At 68.6% G+C, this 16351-nt stretch carries 19 protein-coding genes; 7 read left to right on the forward strand and 12 right to left on the reverse strand.

What is annotated here, in order from left to right; genetic code table 11:
* Position 1: 1 nt before the first annotated feature.
* Genes FHU39_RS14700 through FHU39_RS14710 form a run of 3 tightly spaced genes read right to left on the reverse strand, consistent with a single transcriptional unit; the run spans position 2 to position 3298 of the window.
* On the reverse strand, positions 2-1045 hold the full coding sequence (locus tag FHU39_RS14700) for a zinc-dependent metalloprotease (protein WP_183321348.1): 1044 nt from the start codon (positions 1043-1045) through the stop codon (positions 2-4).
* A 15-nt stretch (positions 1046-1060) separates the two neighbouring features.
* On the reverse strand, positions 1061-1843 hold the full coding sequence (locus tag FHU39_RS14705; RefSeq protein WP_183321349.1) for a methyltransferase domain-containing protein: 783 nt from the start codon (positions 1841-1843) through the stop codon (positions 1061-1063).
* A 33-nt stretch (positions 1844-1876) separates the two neighbouring features.
* A complete protein-coding gene (locus tag FHU39_RS14710) occupies positions 1877-3298 on the reverse strand; it encodes a D-alanyl-D-alanine carboxypeptidase/D-alanyl-D-alanine-endopeptidase (RefSeq protein WP_183321350.1) in 1422 nt (473 codons plus the stop codon).
* A 156-nt stretch (positions 3299-3454) separates the two neighbouring features.
* On the opposite strand from FHU39_RS14710, the gene FHU39_RS14715 reads away from it, so the two are divergent.
* Positions 3455-3979 carry an inorganic diphosphatase gene (locus FHU39_RS14715; protein WP_183321351.1) on the forward strand — a complete coding sequence of 175 codons (525 nt, stop codon included), beginning with the start codon at positions 3455-3457 and terminating at the stop codon, positions 3977-3979.
* Positions 3980-4124: 145 nt separating this feature from the next.
* On the opposite strand, the gene FHU39_RS14720 is transcribed toward FHU39_RS14715, so the two are convergent.
* The 3 genes from FHU39_RS14720 to FHU39_RS14730 are packed head-to-tail and all read right to left on the reverse strand — an operon-like array spanning position 4125 to position 6559.
* Complete coding sequence (locus FHU39_RS14720) at positions 4125-4556, reverse strand: hypothetical protein (RefSeq protein ID WP_183321352.1); 432 nt, start codon at positions 4554-4556, stop codon at positions 4125-4127.
* 24 nt (positions 4557-4580) lie between these two features.
* Positions 4581-5939, reverse strand: a complete 1359-nt coding sequence (locus FHU39_RS14725) for an MFS transporter (protein ID WP_343065912.1) — start codon at positions 5937-5939, stop codon at positions 4581-4583.
* Positions 5936-6559 carry a GntR family transcriptional regulator gene (locus FHU39_RS14730; protein ID WP_183321353.1) on the reverse strand — a complete coding sequence of 208 codons (624 nt, stop codon included), beginning with the start codon at positions 6557-6559 and terminating at the stop codon, positions 5936-5938. The genes FHU39_RS14725 and FHU39_RS14730 overlap by 4 nt, the downstream gene beginning before the upstream one ends.
* A gap of 291 nt (positions 6560-6850) precedes the next feature.
* Between FHU39_RS14730 and FHU39_RS14735 the strand changes: the two genes are divergently transcribed.
* Positions 6851-7705, forward strand: a complete 855-nt coding sequence (locus FHU39_RS14735; RefSeq protein WP_183321354.1) for an alpha/beta fold hydrolase — start codon at positions 6851-6853, stop codon at positions 7703-7705.
* Here the strand turns inward: FHU39_RS14735 and FHU39_RS14740 are convergent.
* From FHU39_RS14740 to FHU39_RS14750, 3 genes are read right to left on the reverse strand one after another with little or no spacing between them, the layout of a single operon-like run.
* Positions 7694-8770, reverse strand: coding sequence for a serine hydrolase (locus FHU39_RS14740; protein WP_183321355.1), 1077 nt, complete (start codon positions 8768-8770; stop codon positions 7694-7696). The genes FHU39_RS14735 and FHU39_RS14740 overlap by 12 nt on opposite strands.
* Positions 8742-8966 carry a hypothetical protein gene (locus FHU39_RS14745; RefSeq protein ID WP_183321356.1) on the reverse strand — a complete coding sequence of 75 codons (225 nt, stop codon included), beginning with the start codon at positions 8964-8966 and terminating at the stop codon, positions 8742-8744. The genes FHU39_RS14740 and FHU39_RS14745 overlap by 29 nt, the downstream gene beginning before the upstream one ends.
* A gap of 60 nt (positions 8967-9026) precedes the next feature.
* Positions 9027-9593: a hypothetical protein gene (locus FHU39_RS14750; RefSeq protein WP_183321357.1), complete on the reverse strand. Its 567-nt coding sequence runs from the start codon at positions 9591-9593 to the stop codon at positions 9027-9029.
* Between the two features lie 65 nt (positions 9594-9658).
* Here FHU39_RS14750 and FHU39_RS14755 point away from each other — a divergent pair, with 65 nt between their 5' ends.
* Positions 9659-10270 carry a CGNR zinc finger domain-containing protein gene (locus FHU39_RS14755; RefSeq protein WP_183321358.1) on the forward strand — a complete coding sequence of 204 codons (612 nt, stop codon included), beginning with the start codon at positions 9659-9661 and terminating at the stop codon, positions 10268-10270.
* 129 nt (positions 10271-10399) lie between these two features.
* Here the strand turns inward: FHU39_RS14755 and FHU39_RS14760 are convergent, their stop codons facing one another.
* The 3 genes from FHU39_RS14760 to FHU39_RS14770 all read right to left on the reverse strand — a co-directional run bounded on the left by FHU39_RS14760 (position 10400) and on the right by FHU39_RS14770 (position 13337).
* Positions 10400-11080: a hypothetical protein gene (locus FHU39_RS14760; protein WP_183321359.1), complete on the reverse strand. Its 681-nt coding sequence runs from the start codon at positions 11078-11080 to the stop codon at positions 10400-10402.
* 416 nt (positions 11081-11496) lie between these two features.
* On the reverse strand, positions 11497-12432 hold the full coding sequence (locus FHU39_RS14765; RefSeq protein WP_183321360.1) for a pseudouridine-5'-phosphate glycosidase: 936 nt from the start codon (positions 12430-12432) through the stop codon (positions 11497-11499).
* Complete coding sequence (locus FHU39_RS14770; RefSeq protein WP_183321361.1) at positions 12429-13337, reverse strand: carbohydrate kinase family protein; 909 nt, start codon at positions 13335-13337, stop codon at positions 12429-12431. The genes FHU39_RS14765 and FHU39_RS14770 overlap by 4 nt, the downstream gene beginning before the upstream one ends.
* Before the next feature lie 45 nt (positions 13338-13382).
* On the opposite strand from FHU39_RS14770, the gene FHU39_RS14775 reads away from it, so the two are divergent.
* The 4 genes from FHU39_RS14775 to FHU39_RS14790 all read left to right on the forward strand — a co-directional run bounded on the left by FHU39_RS14775 (position 13383) and on the right by FHU39_RS14790 (position 16263).
* On the forward strand, positions 13383-14105 hold the full coding sequence (locus FHU39_RS14775) for a Type 1 glutamine amidotransferase-like domain-containing protein (RefSeq protein WP_183321362.1): 723 nt from the start codon (positions 13383-13385) through the stop codon (positions 14103-14105).
* A gap of 85 nt (positions 14106-14190) precedes the next feature.
* Positions 14191-15186, forward strand: coding sequence for an IS5 family transposase (locus FHU39_RS14780; RefSeq protein ID WP_183320107.1), 996 nt, complete (start codon positions 14191-14193; stop codon positions 15184-15186).
* A gap of 215 nt (positions 15187-15401) precedes the next feature.
* Complete coding sequence (locus tag FHU39_RS25005) at positions 15402-15809, forward strand: YkvA family protein (RefSeq protein WP_183321363.1); 408 nt, start codon at positions 15402-15404, stop codon at positions 15807-15809.
* Between the two features lie 46 nt (positions 15810-15855).
* Positions 15856-16263 carry a HEAT repeat domain-containing protein gene (locus tag FHU39_RS14790; protein WP_183321364.1) on the forward strand — a complete coding sequence of 136 codons (408 nt, stop codon included), beginning with the start codon at positions 15856-15858 and terminating at the stop codon, positions 16261-16263.
* Positions 16264-16351 lie beyond the last annotated feature (88 nt).

Below are 16351 nucleotides of genomic sequence, written 5' to 3' on the forward strand. Positions count from 1 at the left end.
CTCAGCCCAGCACCCGGGTGACCCACGTCCCCGGTGCATAGATCTCGGCGGCGGTCGGCAGGTTGTCGGGGCCGGCCCAGACGGCGTTGAACCCGTCGACGCCGACCTGCTCCTGCACCGCCCGGCAGAAGGCGGCGCCGTCGCGGTACTGCCGCATCTTCGCCTCCAGGCCGATCAGCCGCCGGACGATCCGGTCCAGCCCGCCGGAACCCTTGCGACGCGCGTCGAACTTGCGGCGGATCTCCTCCACCGTCGGCACGATCTGCGGACCGACGTCGTCCATCACGACGTCGGCGTGGCCCTCCAGCAGAGACATGATCGCGGTGAGGTTGGCGAGTTCGGCACGCTGTGCGGGGTCCACGACCAGGTCGGTGAGCCCGCCGCCGCCTTCGCGGAGCGCACCGGGGATCGCCTTGGCCGCGGCCTGCAGGCGTCGCTGCAGCATCTCCGGGTCGGGCATCAGCTCGATCGCGAGCGTCCGGATGCGGTCGATCATGTGCTGCCGCAGCCAGGGCACGGCGGTGAACTGCACCCGGTGGGTCTCCTCGTGCAGGCACACCCAGAGCCGGAAGTCCGACGGATCGACCCGCAACTCGCGCTCGGCGGCGACGATGTTGGGGGCGACCAGCAGCAGGCTCGGGGTGCCGGCGGGCGCGATGTCGAACTGGCCGAGCACCTTGCTGGCGACGAAACCCATCAGGGCCCCGGTCTCGGCACCGGTGACCTTGGCGCCGACGGCGCGGGCACGGGGGCCGGCCTTCCGCTTGGCGGTCAGGGCGTCGACGACGGGCTCGAGCAGGCCGGCCATCGAGTCGACGTTGACGTCGATCCACGCGGCACGGTCCACGACATACACCGGCGACGCGGCGCCGGCACTGGCGTCGAGCCGTGCGGTGTCGGCCACCGGCTGCAGCGCCCGGTGGGCGGCGTCGCGCAGCTCGGCGACGGCCTCGGCCGCCTCGTCCTGCGTCGTGCTCGGGCCGTCCGACACCCACCGCCGCCCGGTGCGCTTGGCCAGGGCCCAGTCGACATACGCCTCAGACATGGGGTCGAGCGTATGTCAGCGGCGGAAGACCAGGTGCGCGAGCTGGCCGAGGCTGCGGAAGGGGTCCACCGCACCGAGGCGTTCCTCGACCGCGAGGAGCGCCGCCAGCTCCGCCGGATCGGTGGGCCCCGGCGGGTCGTCGTCCTGCAGGTCGAAGGCGATGCGGATGCCGTACCACTGCTGCAACGTCAGCCCGGCGTCAGCGGCGGCGGCGACCAGCCGATCGAACGAGTCGGCACGCGCGGGCGCGCCGATCTCGTTGGTGTAGTGCAGGTCGGCGCCCGCCGCTCGGGCCTCGTCCCACTCCCGGATTGCTGCGAGCGCCGCGGACCACTGCTGGCGACGTGCTGAGCGCCATACGGCCGAGACGTCCAGCCGGACCGCGACGGAGAGTATGCCGCCCGGCGCGACGTGCTGCGCGGCTTCGGTGATCGCAGCGGTGCCGGACGGCAGATACATCAGCACCCCGAGCGCCAGGACGGCGTCGAAGGTTCGGCCGGTCAGCTCGTCCAGGTGCCCGAATCCCGCTGGGGAGACGGTGATCCGCTGCTGCACCTCGGGAGGTGTGGCCGCGATCCGGTCGACGAGCACCTCGCGCATGTCGTCGTCCGGCTCCGCGGCGACCACCGTGTGACCGAGCGCTGCGAGCTCCAGCGTTTTGTGGCCCTGCCCTGCGCCGATGTCGAGCACGGTGCCCGGCGGGTCAGCCAGATGGGCTTGTAGCTGCCGGCGCAGCAGCTCCTGCCGCAGCTGCACCCGCAGCGACGACTCCGAGTCCAACCACTGCTGCCGAGACACCGGAAAACTGTTGTCCGTCAACGCTGTTCACCTCTACTTGGAACACCCGCACTTCTGCAGGTCGGCGACGAAGTCGTCGATCGCGGCGCGGGTGCCGTAGGGGCCCCAGGACGTCGCCGCGTTGCTGATGACGGCGAAGACGAGCACCCGGTTGTCCGCGGTGAGCACGGTCCCCGCCAAGGAGGCGACATCGGTCAGTGACCCGGTCTTGGCTCGCACGTCGCCCGCCGCTGAGATGTTCGTCGGCTGCAGGAAGCGGTTGTCGAGTGTGCCGTTGTAACCGCCGACGCTCAGTCGCGTGAGCACGTCGGCGAACGGCTTGTTCTTGCCGCTCGTGCCCGACAGGACCACGTCGCTGAGCACGCGGGCCGGGATCGTGGTGCCGTCGGACAGTCCGCAGACATCCGCCAGATGCACGCCTGCGAGGTTGAAACCCGCCTGCCGCAAAGTCTTTTCGACGAAATCCGTCACGTCCGCCGTCGAGCCGCCGACCCCCTTGCTGAACGCCGCCTGCCGGGCGAGCGACTCGATCATCGCGTTGTCGCTGCGTTGCAGCGCGTCACCGAGCACGTCCAGCAACGGTGCGGATTCGACGTGTCCGAGCTCGGACGCCGAGTCCTTGGCCGTCACGTTGCCACCGACTTTGGCGGTGATCCCTTGTGCCGCAAGGTCTTTGACGAACGCCGCCTGGGTGGACCCGACCGGGTCCGACGTGAGCGGATGCGCCGGGTCGGTCGCGCGCTCGGTCGAGAGGCCGAGTTGCGCGATCCGCGCGGTGTAGCCGGCTGCGACGACGCCCGGGTCCCAGTGCTTGGCGGTGAGCGGACCGGGTGCGTATGACGTGTCGACGCCGACGGTGACTTTCGTCTGCCCGGACTTCTTCAGCGCTTTCGCGACCTGCCGGGCCAGGTCCGCCAGCCCGGCGTGCCCGTTGACCTGGTCGGGGTCGCCCTTGCCGGGGTTGAGCGCGGTGTCGCCGCCCGCGACGAGCACGATCCGGCCCGCCGATGCACCGGTCACCACCTTCGTGGTGAGTGGCTTGTCCAGGTCCATCGTGTTGGCGACCGCCCAGGCGCTGAGCAGTTTGGTGGTCGAGGCAGGGATCATCGCCTTGTCGGCGTTCTGCTGGACCAGGACGGCGCCGGTCTGGCCGTCGACCACGCGCACGGCGAGCTTCTTGGCCAGGTACGGCGCCTTCATGTCCGCCGCGACACGCGCCCGCACCTTCGCGGCGACCTGCTGCGGTCCGTCGGCGGCCTGCAGGCGCGTCGCGGTGGCCGGGGTCGGCGGCGGCACCGAGGGCCCGACGCTGGTCTTGCCCGGCACCGGAACCGGTTGCGCGGCCGCGGCAGCGCGGGTCAGCGGCCCGGGGAGCACGTCATACACATCGAGGGTCTCGTAGCCGACCGCGAGCACGACGACGGCCGCCGCAACCGCTGCGACCCGCTTGCTCATGGTGTCCTCTCTCTCGTCGAGTCCGCCACTCGCAGCCTGGGGCCGTTGCTCACTGCGCTCGACCCCATGAAGCACCCCTCGGACGACAACACACCCGTCGGTGCGCCAAACTAGGCGTCAGTCAAGCACACCGACCCCGGCGAAGGGACACACGCAATGGAGTTCGACGTCACCATCGAGGTGCCGCAGGGCAGCCGCAACAAGTACGAGATCGACCACGCGAGCGGGCGGCTGCGGCTGGACCGGCGGTTGTTCACGTCGATGCAGTACCCCACCGACTACGGCTACATCGAGCACACCCTCGGTGAGGACGGCGACCCGCTGGACGCGATGCTCCTGCTGACCGAGTCGGTCGTCCCGGGTGCGATCGTCGAGGCACGCCCGGTCGGTGTGTTCAAGATGGTCGACGAGGCCGGTGGCGACGACAAGATCCTGTCGGTGATCGCGGGCGACCCGCGCTGGGACCACATCCAGGACGTGAGCGACGTCAATTCGTTCCTGCTCGACGAGATCAAGCACTTCTTCGAGACCTACAAGGTGCTCGAGCCGGGCAAGAGTGTCGAGGAGGGTTCGCACTGGGCGGGCCGCGAGGACGCCGAGAAGATCGTCGCCGACGCGCTGCAGCGCGCCAAGGACCAGAACGTCGACACGGCGCGCTGGGTCTCCCCGAACCAGCACTGACGACACCCCTCTCTGCCGAGAGGACAACATAACGCCGAGAGGCCCAGAAAACCGGACGGGAGTCGTCGCGGTTTTCTGGGCCTCTCGGGGTGTTTCTTGTCCTCTCGGCGAGGGGTGTGCCACGCGGGCGGAGCCGCGGGTCAGGTCAGAGGCGCACCTTGATGCTGCCGAGCACGATCACGGCGAGCAGGAACGCCCAGCCGCCGGTGAGCCGCCGACCGGTCGGCGGCTCTGGGTGGTCGGTCGGGCGGAGTGGACCGCTCGCGAGCAGGAACAGCGGCAGCGTGACCACGAGCGCCGGGTTCAGGATGAGCCAGAACCACCCCCACCGGGTGGCCCAGCGTGGCTGCGGTCCGTTGATCAGCACGAAGAGTGCCGCGACGAACGTCGCTGTCATGCCGAGCCCGAGGCTCGTGCCGTATGTCGTCCGGTATGTCGACGAAGCGCCGGGGTCGAGCCAATTCGCGATGGCGCACGCACCGATCGCGGCCAGCACCGTCGCCCGTGCGATCCACCAACGGTCGACTCGCCGTCCGATCCCTGGTTCCCCCGTGAATGCCGTCCCCTGAGCCGTCATGACGGGAGCATATGCCCCGGCAGGTCAGCGGCGCATACCGCCGACGCCGACGAGCAGGTGTTCGTATCCGTCCGAGGTGTGCACCAGTCGCCGCGTGTGGCGGCGGTAGCGCAGGATCTGCACGATGCCGAACGCCCACACCACGTATTGCACGGTCAGCGCGACCCGGAACGCGTGCAGGTCGTAGTGTTCTGCGCCGCCGGGCGACATGTGGTCGAGCACGAGGCCGATGACGAAGACCGACAGCAGGGTCGCGGTGAAACCGCCGACGTTGACGATGCCCGATGCGGAACCGATCCGGTGCGTGGGGTTGAACGTTCGCGCCAGGTCGAAGCCGATCATCGAGCCCGGGCCGCCGATCGCGGTGATGACCACCAACAGGATCAGGACGGGCAGCGGGGCGCGGCCCGGCCAGAGCAGCACGACCGTCCACATCGCCATGATCGCGAAGACGCTGCCCAGCACCAGGGTCGACCGGTTGTAGGGGTAGCGCGCGGTGAAGGCGCCGAAGAACGGGCTCGCGGTGACGGTCGCCACCACCATGATCTCCAGCAACAGACTCGCCGTACCTGCGGAGAGGCCCTCACCCTTGGTGAGGAACGGGAATCCCCACATCAGGCTGAAGACCGTCGCGCTGAACTGCGAGGTGAAGTGGCACCACAGGCCGAGTCGCGTGCCCGGCTCGTGCCATGCACTGGAGACCGCGCGGGCCACGGCGCGCAACTTGATCTCGGTGCGCTCCTTGGTGAGGTATGGCGAGTCGCGCACGACCACGATCAGGATCGCGCCGAGCACGACGCCCACCGACGACGCGAGCAGGTAGGACTTCGTCCAGCCCAAGCCGTGCAGCGCGGCGGACAGCGGACCCGCCGCGGCGATCGCGCCGAACTGGCCGAAGACGCCGCACAGCTGACTCATCATCGGCGCACGCGCCGGCGGGAACCACAGCGCGACGATGCGCAGCAGCGAGACGAAGCACATCGCATCGCCCATACCCACGAAAACCCTTGCCAGCACGCCCAATGCGAAGGTGTTTGCGAAGGCGAACCCGAACTGGGCGATCGTCATCGTCGTCACGCCGCAGATCAACAACACCTTGGAGCCGTAGCGGTCGAGGAGCGCTCCGACGGGGACCTGCATCGCGGCGTACACGACGAGCTGGACCATCACGAAGGTCGCGAGCTCTGCCGAGCTGATGTGGAAGCGCTCGGCGGCCATCACCCCGGCAACGCCCAGCGAGGTGCGGTGGAAGATCGCCAGGATGTAGACGAGCAGTGCCGAGGTGAATACCGCCCAGGCCCGGCGGCCGCCGAGCGGCCATGCGGCAGAGGACGATTCGACGACGCTGGGCAGGTGTCCGGTGTCGGCTGCGGGTGCGTTCACCGGGTCACCGCCAGGCTGGTCGCGTAGTTCACGTGCTCGCGGCAGGCGTGCACGAACTGGGCTTTCGTGCCCGACTCCAGCAGACGCAGCAGCTCCCGGTGCTGCCGCAGCGACAGTGTCATGCGTGGCTTGTCCCCGCGTAGGTTGCCGGCGACGATGACGATCTGGCGGTCCCGCAGGTGGCGGTACTGGCGCGTAATCACCGAGTTGCCGGCCGCCTCGACGATGACCTCGTGGAACGCGCGGTCCGCGGCACTGAAGGTGCTCACGTCGTCGTCCTTGAGGGCAGCGGACATCTGGTCGAGCTTCGCGTGGAGCGCGGGCGCGGCCTCCGCGCGACGCGCCCACATCTGACTGGCCGCCCACTCCTCGATGAGGGCTCGGGCCTCGAAGACCTCGCGGGTCTCGCGCGGTGTCGGCGCGGAGACCAGTGCCCCCTTCTTCGGGAAGAGCTCGACCATGCCCTCGGCCTGCAATCGCAGCAAGGCTTCGCGGACAGGCGTGCGGGAGATACCGATCTGCTCGGCGAGCTGCCCCTCGGTCAGGAAAGTATTGGGGAGTACGTCGCCGGCGAGGATCCCACCCTTGACGTGTTCGTATGCCTTGTCGCTTGCACTCATGTTGTATCTATCTTAGATGCAACCGCGGTGTGACGGGAAATCGGCATTGCGGGCGGTGGTGCTGCGGCGGGCGTAGGTCTCCCCAGTGGGCGCTCCAGCACGCGCGAGGCCGCGCAACCGCACATACGTCCCCCCAGTGGGGACTCCGGCACGCCGCAGGCCGCGCAACCGCGCATACGTCCCCCCAGTGGGGACTCCGGCACGCGCGAGGCCGCCATATCTGCAGATACCCCTCCACTGGGGCGACTCCGGTACGCCCAACCGCACAGCCGCCTCCGCTACCGTCGAGTAATGCAGACGTACACGCGTGGCGAGCTGACCTTCGACGTCACCGACAGCGGGCCGGAGGACGGACCGGTCGTCGTGCTGCTGCACGGCTTCCCGCAGGACCGACACGCGTGGGACAAGGTCGCCCCGCAACTGGTGGAGGCCGGATTTCGCGTGCTCGCGCCGGATCAGCGCGGCTACTCCCCCGGCGCGACGCCGCGCGGCCGGACGTCATACGGCTTGCGGGAGTTGGCCGACGACGTCGTCGCGCTGCTCGACGCGGCCGGCGCGGCCAAGGCGCACGTGGTCGGGCACGACTGGGGCGGCGCGGTCGCGTGGCAGCTTGCGTCGACGCACGCCGAGCGGGTCGCGTCCTGCACCGTGCTGTCCACGCCGCACCCAGCGGCGCTCCTGTGGGCGATGCGCCACAGCGACCAGTGGCGCAAGAGCAGCTACATGGCGTTGTTCCAGCTTCCCTGGGTCGCCGAACGCAGCGTTCTGCGGAACCTGCCGGGGATGTACCTCAAGACCGGCATGTCGGCGACGGACGCCCAGAAGTATGCCGACCGTTTCGACACGCCGGAGTCGTTGACCGGTCCGCTGAACTGGTACCGCTCGATGCTTGCCGATCAGGCGCGCAGCGCGCTCAAACGCCGTGGATCCAAGGGCGGTTCGCCGCACCGCGTCGCCGTGCCGACCACCTTCGTCTGGGGATCGCGTGACTTCGCGCTCGGTCGCGCTGCGGCCCAGAAGACCGCCGAGTTCATCTCTGGCGATTACGAATTCGTCGAGCTGACCGGGGCCGGGCACTGGTTGCCGGAGGTGCACCCCGACGAGGTGGCGACGGCGATCACCGAACAAGTGCGATCAGCCGAGTGAGCGCGCCAACCCCGTCGCCCACTGTGCCCGGAGGGTGTTGATCGACTGATCGGGGCGGTGCGGATGCACCGCATTCGTCAGGAGGATGGCGACAGCGTCGCGCTCGACGTCGGCGACCAGCGATGTACCGGTGAAACCGGTGTGCCCGATGGTGCGCGGCCCGCTGAGCTCGCCCATGTACCGGGGCTGGTCGATCTCGAAGCCGAGGCCATGGGCGTCGTCCGGAAGCCCCGGATTCAGGTTGTTCGTTATCTCAATCACACTGGTGTCACTCAGGATCCGCGGGTCACCCGAAGTGAATTCCCCCGCGAAGCGCAGCAGGTCGGCCGCCGTCGAGAAGACCCCTGCATGCCCCGCGACACCGCCGAGCGACCAAGCGTTCTCGTCGTGCACCTGCCCGCGCACCAGGCCGCGGCCGGTGTCGTCCTCGATCTCGGTGGCCGCGAAACGCTCGATGCCGACGTGACTGAGTTGGGTCGCGAACCCGGTGTCCGACATGCCGAGCGGCCCGGTGATCCCGTCGCGGACCAGGACGTCCAGCGGTGCACCGCCGAGCTGCTCGAGCAGCACACCCAGCGTGATCAGGTTGAGGTCGCTGTAGACGAACTCCCCGGCGGGCGTGGCCGGCGGATTGGTCAGCGCCGCACGGATCCGGCTCCCGGGGTCGCGCCAGTCCCGCCACAGCGGCAACCACCGCTCCAGCCCGCTGGTGTGCGTGAGCAGTTGCCGGACCGTGATCGCGGCCTTCCCGCCGGCGACGAAGTCCGGCAGATAGCTCGCGACCGGTGCGTCCAGGTCGAGCAGTCCGGCCTGCACCTGCTGCATCGCGATCGTTGCGGTGAAGAGCTTGGTCAGCGATGCGAGATCGAAGACCGTGTCGGAGCGCATCGGCACGCGGGCATCCGATGGAAGGAGAGCGCCGCGCGCGTCATACAACACGGCGTAGCCGGTCACGTGTATGGCGACGACGTCGCCGCGGACGGCGAACAGTCCCACCGCTCCCGGGACGGCCGCGGCGTCGAGTGCCGCGATCGCGTCAGTGACCGGCTTGGCGACGCCGCTCACGCTCCTCGTCCTGCTTGATCAGCAGCGGCAGTTGCGGTGCCTGGCGGGGACCGCGTCGCTTGTCCCGCTGCTTGCCGACCCAGATGATGGCCAGGAAGAGCAGGATCATGAAGATGCAGATCCCGAAGAAGCCGACACCGATGCCGATGGGGTGCCCGTCGTTCTGATCGAGCTTGGCGGCGAGGTCGGAGATCACGTCTTCCATTGTGCACCGGGTGGCGCCGACCGCCGACCATGGGCCCGGTGTCACCAACCGTCAGCCGAGCTCCGCGCATACGTCGAGGGCCGGGCCCAGCGCCACCTTGACGTCCCGCGTGCCGTCGGCGTTGAACTGGATCAGGTGGTAGCCGTCGAGTACGTAGTCGCCGCTGGGAAGCCCCTTCGACTCTCCGATCGGCATGGCCACTCCGACCGGCCCGAAGGTCTGATAGGTCCGCAGCGCTCCGGCGGAGGTGTCGCTCTCGAGCGCGTCACCGCCCATGTCGTAGTCCTTGGACCTCCCTGTCGTGACGTTCGTCATCTTCTCGATCAGCGGGCCGGCGTAGTAGGTGTCCTTCGGTGTTCCGTTGTCCCACCGGGACAGGACCTTGCTGCGCACGTCCTGACTCACCGCGGTCGCTCTCAGATCGAACGAGCCGCAGTAGCGAGCAGCCGGAAGAACGAGATCCTGCTGCGGTGCGGGCTGCCAGGCCTCGTGCACCCAGTGCCACCCCGGCCCGCTCTCGGTCGTCCGGGTCGCCGCCGTCGCCGGACCCGCTGTCGTCACCACGGCTGCGAGCGCCACCGCGCCGATGGCTGCTGCCACTCCCCGCGACATGTGCATCGTCGTACTCCTAACCGTTTTATCTAAATAACCGGTTATTCAATGAAAGCGGTTAGAATCGCAGCATGTCAACCCCATGGATGATCGAGGTCGATGGGATCCACCTGCCCAAGCAACTCAGCGGTCATCCGGCGCTGGAGTTGTGCAACTCGCGTGCCGGCTGGCGCGAGCCTCCCGTGTGGGCGGGCGAATATCTGCGGTCGTATGACGCGCTCGCGCTGCTCGCGGCCACCTCCGGGGTGATCTCGGACGCGGCCTGTGCAGCGCTTCGCAAGAAAGCGGCGGCCGACCCGGACGGTGCCACGGCAGCCCTCGAACGCACCCGCGAACTACGAGCCGACCTCTACACCGCCCTGACCGGCGAACCCGGCCCGACGGCCCGCAGACGTCTCTCGCAGGCGATCGGTCATGCGCGCGGCCGACAGCACCTTGTCCTTGAATCACACTCCGCCCGTTGGGAGTTCGGATCCGCAACACTGGACGACCCGCTGGATGCGTTTCTCCTCGAAGCAGGGTCGCTACTGACCTGCGCTGCCCGTGAGCTCGTCACTCCGTGCCCGGGCGAGGAATGCGGGTGGCTCTTCCTCAACACCTCTCGGCGGCGCAAATGGTGCCAGATGGCGGTGTGTGGCAACCGCGCCAAACAGGCGGCGTTCGCCGCGCGCAGTCGCACCTGAGACGCGGCCCCGGCGACGGTCCGGGCCGGTGAGTCCCGCCAGCCCCAAGATTGACCGGCATACCGATGCATCGAGCGGCATACGGATTCCGGCCGAATCTGTATGCCGCTCAATGCCGGGGTACGCCGCTCAATCGAACGGTCCGGGCGGCCTGGTGGCGAGAGCGATGTCGACATACCGGAGTTCCCTTCGAGGCAGCACCACGGTCGCGACGGTGGTCGGTGACGCGTGCGCCCCGATCGCGTACAGGGTTTCATGAGAGTCCATTTCGACGGCTTCGCTCGTCACCGCGTCGATCTGGATCGTGGTGGCTCGCAATGCTTCTTCGGCGGCGCGCAGGGCGGCCGAACGATGGTCGGCCCAATCCTCGCCGTCATCGCGACCGACGACGTCATCGAAATGGTCCACCAGCGCCTCGGCCAGGTCGATACCCCCGTCCCGCCGCCACGTCGTCCGGACCGCGAGCCACAACTGCGGATACCGCTGGCGTTCGATGTGTTCGATGAGCCATTGCGGGCGCGGCCAGGGAGTGGTCCGCTCGAGTGCAGCCCGGATCTCGGGTGTGAGAGCGGCCAGGTTGACCGGGTCGGAGCGGTCATCGGGATTGCGCCACAGCGTGTAGGTGACACCGACCGATGCGTCGAGCAGGCCCGAGGCATCGCTGCCCTCGGCAACGTCGAGGCTCCCGGTGTCCTCCAGCGAAGGCTGCGGCACCAGTCCCAGGATCGGGACCGCCAACTCACGCACACGACGTGCGAGATCGATGCGCGGGTCCGGCGCATCCGGCGGCAGCACTCCCCTTCGTTGCATGTACCGATTGTCCGCCCGCCGCTCGGACGCAACAAGAGCATGCGCTCACCGGCCGCGATAGATGATCTCCGTAACGAACGTGCCTCGCGCTCGAAATGCTCCATCTCGTATTGCAATTCACCCCGGGACCAGAGCTCGGCATACAGACCCGCGATCCCTTCCGGGCGACACTCGTGCCGGGACCAGCCGTGCTGCGGCAGCTCGATCACGCTCGTCACTGCACTGGACAGCCCCGGCAGCAGCGCCCCGTCACCCGCACCTCTTCGCCGAGAGGACACGAAACGACCGAGAGGACACGAAATTGAGGTCGGGCCGGCCGCTGAGGGGGTGCATTGCTGGGCCTCTCGGCGTTAAGTGGGCCTCTCGGCAAGGGGACTGCTGGCCGACGGGAGCTGACGCGGCCTCTGCGTGGCCGCCTACGCCCGGCCGGCCGTGACGGCGGCGTACGCCGTGGCCAGGTTCGCGCCGAGCATGGCGTTGTTCTTCACCAGCGCGATGTTCGCTGTCAGCGATGCGCCACCGGTCAGCTCGACGACCCGGCCGAGCAGGTATGGCGTCGTGTCCTTGCCGGTGATGCCACGCTCGTCCATGTCCGCGAGCGCCTGGGTGATGATGCCCGAGATCTCGTCCGCCGGGATCTCGTCGGCCCGCGGGATCGGGTTCGCGATGTCCAGACCGGCGGTGACCCCGAGCTCCCATTGCGTCGCCATGATCGCCGCGAGCTCCTCCGGGGAGTCGGCGCGCATGGGCACGTCATACCCACTGGATCGCGAGTAGAACGAGGGGAATTCGTCGGTCTGGTAGCCGACGACCGGGATCGAGAGCGTCTCCATCGCTTCGAGGGTCAGCCCGATGTCCAGGATCGACTTCACGCCCGCGGAGATGACGGCGACCGGGGTGCGCGACAGCTCGGTGAGATCGGCCGACAGATCCATCGAACTCGCCGCGCCGCGGTGCACACCCCCGAGTCCACCGGTGGCGAAGACCCGGATCCCGGCGAGCGATGCCAGCCGCATGGTGGCCGCCACCGTCGTGGCACCGTGGATGCCTTTCGCCATCACGTACGCGAGATCGCGCACACTGGCCTTGGTGACCGATTCCCCTGCGCGACCGAGCATTTCGAGGTCGTCGTCGCTCAGCCCGACACGCGGCACGCCGTCCAGGACGGCGATCGTCGCCGGCGTGACGCCCTCCGCACGGATCAACGCCTCGACCTCGCGCGCCATCCGCACGTTGTCGGGATAGGGCATCCCGTGACTGATGATCGTGCTCTCCAGGGCCAGCACCGGGCGGCCCTCGGCGAGCGCGTCGCGTACTTCGTCGGTCAACTGCAGGCGCGGGTGGACGCTCATCGTTTCTCCTCCATGACGTGTTCGACCAACTCCGCGGACAGGTCGGGCCGAACCGTGAAATCACTAGTGATGGTCAGGTAGGCCGCGACAGCACCACGCGTGGCGGCGGTGGCGTCATCCAGCCCGATCGTGAGCCCGTGCACGTATGCCGCGCACATCGCGTCCCCGGCGCCCGTCACGTCACGGACCTCCGCGGGGATCGCCGGGATGTGCACGGCGGCGTCTTCACCGAAAAGCGTTGATCCACGGGCACCTTCGCGCACCCACACTTTCGCGATACCCGCCGCGTGCAACGCGTGGACACCGCTGACCAGATCGCTCTCCCCCGACAGCGCCGCCAGCTCGGACCGGGTCGGGGTGATCGTGTGGATCGGCACGGCACCGAGGACCGGCAGCAGCCGTTGCGCCTTCAGGTCCGACACCGGATCGAGCACCACCGGCACGCCGTGTGAGGCGGCGGTGCGGCATACGTGCTCGAGCAGGGGCGCGGACAGGTTCGTGTCGACCACGAGGTATGACGCAGCGGCGACGACTCCCTCCCGCACGTGCTCGGGCAGCAGCGACTCCGTCGCCGTCATGTCCGACACCGCGCCGACCAACTCACCGTCGGCGTCCAACATCGCCAGGTAGCTCCCGCTCGGCATCGGGAGCTGCACCGCGTGACCCAGATCGACTCCGGCAGAGCGGGTTTCGTCTTCCAGCCGGCGGCCGAACGTGTCGTTGCCGAACGCCGCGATCAGCGTGGTCGGCACACCGAGCAGACCCAGGTTGGCGGCGATGTTGCGGCCGACGCCGCCGGCACTGCTGTGTGCGGTGCCGGGATTGCTGGTGCCTGCCACGAACGGCGCCGCGGACCGCGCGATGACGTCGACGTTCGCGCCGCCGACCACCAGAACCGCTCCCATGAAAACCAGTCTGTCAGGAACAGCAACGTGCGTTACGGTCGCCCCATGGCTGCACAGCGAACCATCCTTGCCACCTCCGGCGGGCTGCGCCCCGGCGAACGGACCTATTTCGAGTTCAGCGAATTGACTCAGTTCGCAGTGGATCTCGCGGGCGTGACCGGTCGAGCGCCCCGACTGTGCACCCTCGCGACCGCCTGCGGCGACAATCCGCACGTGTTGCACGCACTGGCCGAGGCGGCCAAGGTCGCGGGGTACGAGCACTCGCACCTGCAGCTCTTCACGATGCCCAACGTCCCCGACCCGGCCGAGCACCTGCTCGCACAGGACGTCATCTGGGTGATGGGCGGCTCGGTCGCCAACCTGCTGGCGGTGTGGCGCGTGCACGCCCTCGACGAGGCGATGCGCGCGGCCTGGGAGGCGGGCGTCGTGCTCACCGGAGTCAGCGCCGGCTCCCTCTGCTGGCACACCGGAGGCACCACCGACTCGTTCGGCATCGACCTGCGACCGGTCACGAACGGGCTGGGGCTGCTGCCCTACGGCAACGGTGTGCACTACGACGCCGAGGAGCGCCGCCGCCCGTTGATGCAGCGGCTCGTCGGCGACGGAACGCTGCCTGAGTCGTACTGCACCGACGACGGTGTCGGCCTCCTCTACCGCGACACCGAGATGGTGGAAGCGGTGTCCGAGCGGGACGGTGCCGGCGCCTACCACCTGGTCCGCGACGGCGACGCCGCTGTGGAGACCCGCATCGATCCTCGCCGGCTCTGACCCGCAAACCCGCAGACCCGCAGACCCGCTAAGGAATCGCTGATCTATTGACCAGTTGGCGCGCTCTACCTGGGAGGATCGGGGTGTGCCTGGTTCTGATGCGTCGCAGCCGAGTTTTGCTGATGTGGAGTATGGGAATCGTCGCCGGCGGACTCGCCGGGATCAGTTCCTGGAGATGATGAACGAGGTGATCCCGTGGGATGAGTGGACGGGGTTGATCGTGCCGTTCTACCCCACGACCGGCCGCCGCGGCCGGCAACCGGTGCCGGTGGAGACCATGTTGCGGATGTACCTGCTGCAGGTGTGGTTCTCCCTGTCGGATGAGGGCACCGAGGACGCGATCTACGACTCGTACGCGTTCCGCACGTTCCTGGGCCTGGACTTCACCACCGTCCAGGTGCCGGATGCGACCACCTTGTTGCATTTCCGGCATCTGATCGAGGAGCACGACCTGGGTAAGGCGTTCCTGGACGCGCAAACCCGGTTCTTCGCCGACCAGGGGTGGATCATGCGTGGCGGGACGGTGGTGGACGCGACGATCATCGCCGCCCCCAGTTCGACGAAAAATGCTGCGGGTGCCCGGGATCCGGAGATGCACCAAACGCAGAAGGGCAACCAGTGGTACTTCGGTATGAAGGCGCACACCGGGGTCGATGCGGGCACCGGGTACGTGCACACCGTCACTGTGACCGCGGCGAACGAGGCCGACATTCTGCAGGCCGCCAACCTGATGCGCCCCGATGACGAGGTCGGGTATGCCGATTCCGGGTACCAGGGCGTGGCCAAGCGTCCGGAGATCACCGGCGACGAGCAGTTGTCGCAGATCCAGTGGCGGGTCGCGGCACGTAAGGGCACGTTGAAGCAGATGCACCCCCACGAGCAGCACCTGGAGTCGCGCAAGGCGTCGGTGCGGGCGAAGGTGGAGCACCCGTTCCTGATCGTCAAACGTGACTTCAAGTTCACCAAGACCCGGTACCGCGGGCTGGCCAAGAATCACAACCTGATGCAGGTGTTGTTCACCTCCGCGAACCTGCTGATGCGTGCCCGAGCAGTCGCCATAACCGAGGCGGCCGGGCGGTAGCCTGCCCAAAACCGGGTCAAGACCCCCGACGACACCGGGGAATCTGCCAAAACCAAGGGACACCAGGCCGATTCACCGACCCCAGCACGCCCCGGACGGTCGCTGCCTTCCACATTGCCCTTAGATCAGTGATTCCCTAACCCGCACCGCGCCGAACCGAGCGCGTAGCTCGCTCACCCCAATCTTCGAGCCGCGCGGACTAGACTCCCCTGCTCGTGACCCCCGCGACCCGTCCCCCGCTGGACAAACTGCTGGCGTCGGCGCCGTTCCAGCGCTCACGCCATGCGGCGGCCCGCGTCGCTGACGACGCGGAAGCACTGTCCCGGCTGCTCGAGGACGTCGCGGCGCACGAGTTCGGCATCGGTCAGCTCCCGGATGCCAGGGGCGGTATCGACATCGACATCGCCTGCGCCGTGGTCGAAGCGCACATCGCCGCGCTCACCAGCGGTGAAGCGACCGGCTCGGTCGCCGACGCCCGCTGCCGCCTGGTGATCGCAGCGCTGCACTACCTGGTCGACGCGAACGACGTCATACCCGACGCGTTGCCCGACGGTCACGTCGACGACGTCGTCGTCATGCGCTGGGCCACCCGGGTGGCACGCGGCGAGATCCCCGCCGAATAGCAGCGGGCACCGCGGCCCTGTCGGCGGGTGCTGCGATAGTGCTGCCATGGGCAGTTCGCCGCGCGATCGCATCCGTGCCGCAGCCGCTCGTGATGGTGGGCGGACGTTCGTGGACCGCTGCTGCCGCCTGCTCGATGACGGCGAGATCGATCCCGCTCTGGTCACTGACCTGGGCGGCGACGGTGCCGCGCACGTGCTGAGCGGCCACGAGGGCGGCCCGGGCGGCTACTGGCCGCGCACCTGGGCGGTGCGGGCGTTCCTCCACGTGTGGGACCCGTCCGCGACCCCCACGGTCATCGCGGCGACGGGCGACGAGCACTGGCGGGTGCGCGAGATGGCGGCGAAGGTCATCGCTGCGCGCGACATACACTCGGCGGCTGCGCAACACGCCCTGGAACGGCTTGCGACCGACGACAACGCCCGGGTCCGAGCGGCAGCCGACCGCTCCCGCTGATCGGCAGCGGGTGGCCGGCCGCCGAGTCGTCGACGCGCGTTCACCCATCTTTTCTCACGTACACACCAATTCACAGGTGTTTTTCAAC

This window comes from Flexivirga oryzae, assembly GCF_014190805.1.
GTDB classification, from domain to species: domain Bacteria; phylum Actinomycetota; class Actinomycetes; order Actinomycetales; family Dermatophilaceae; genus Flexivirga; species Flexivirga oryzae.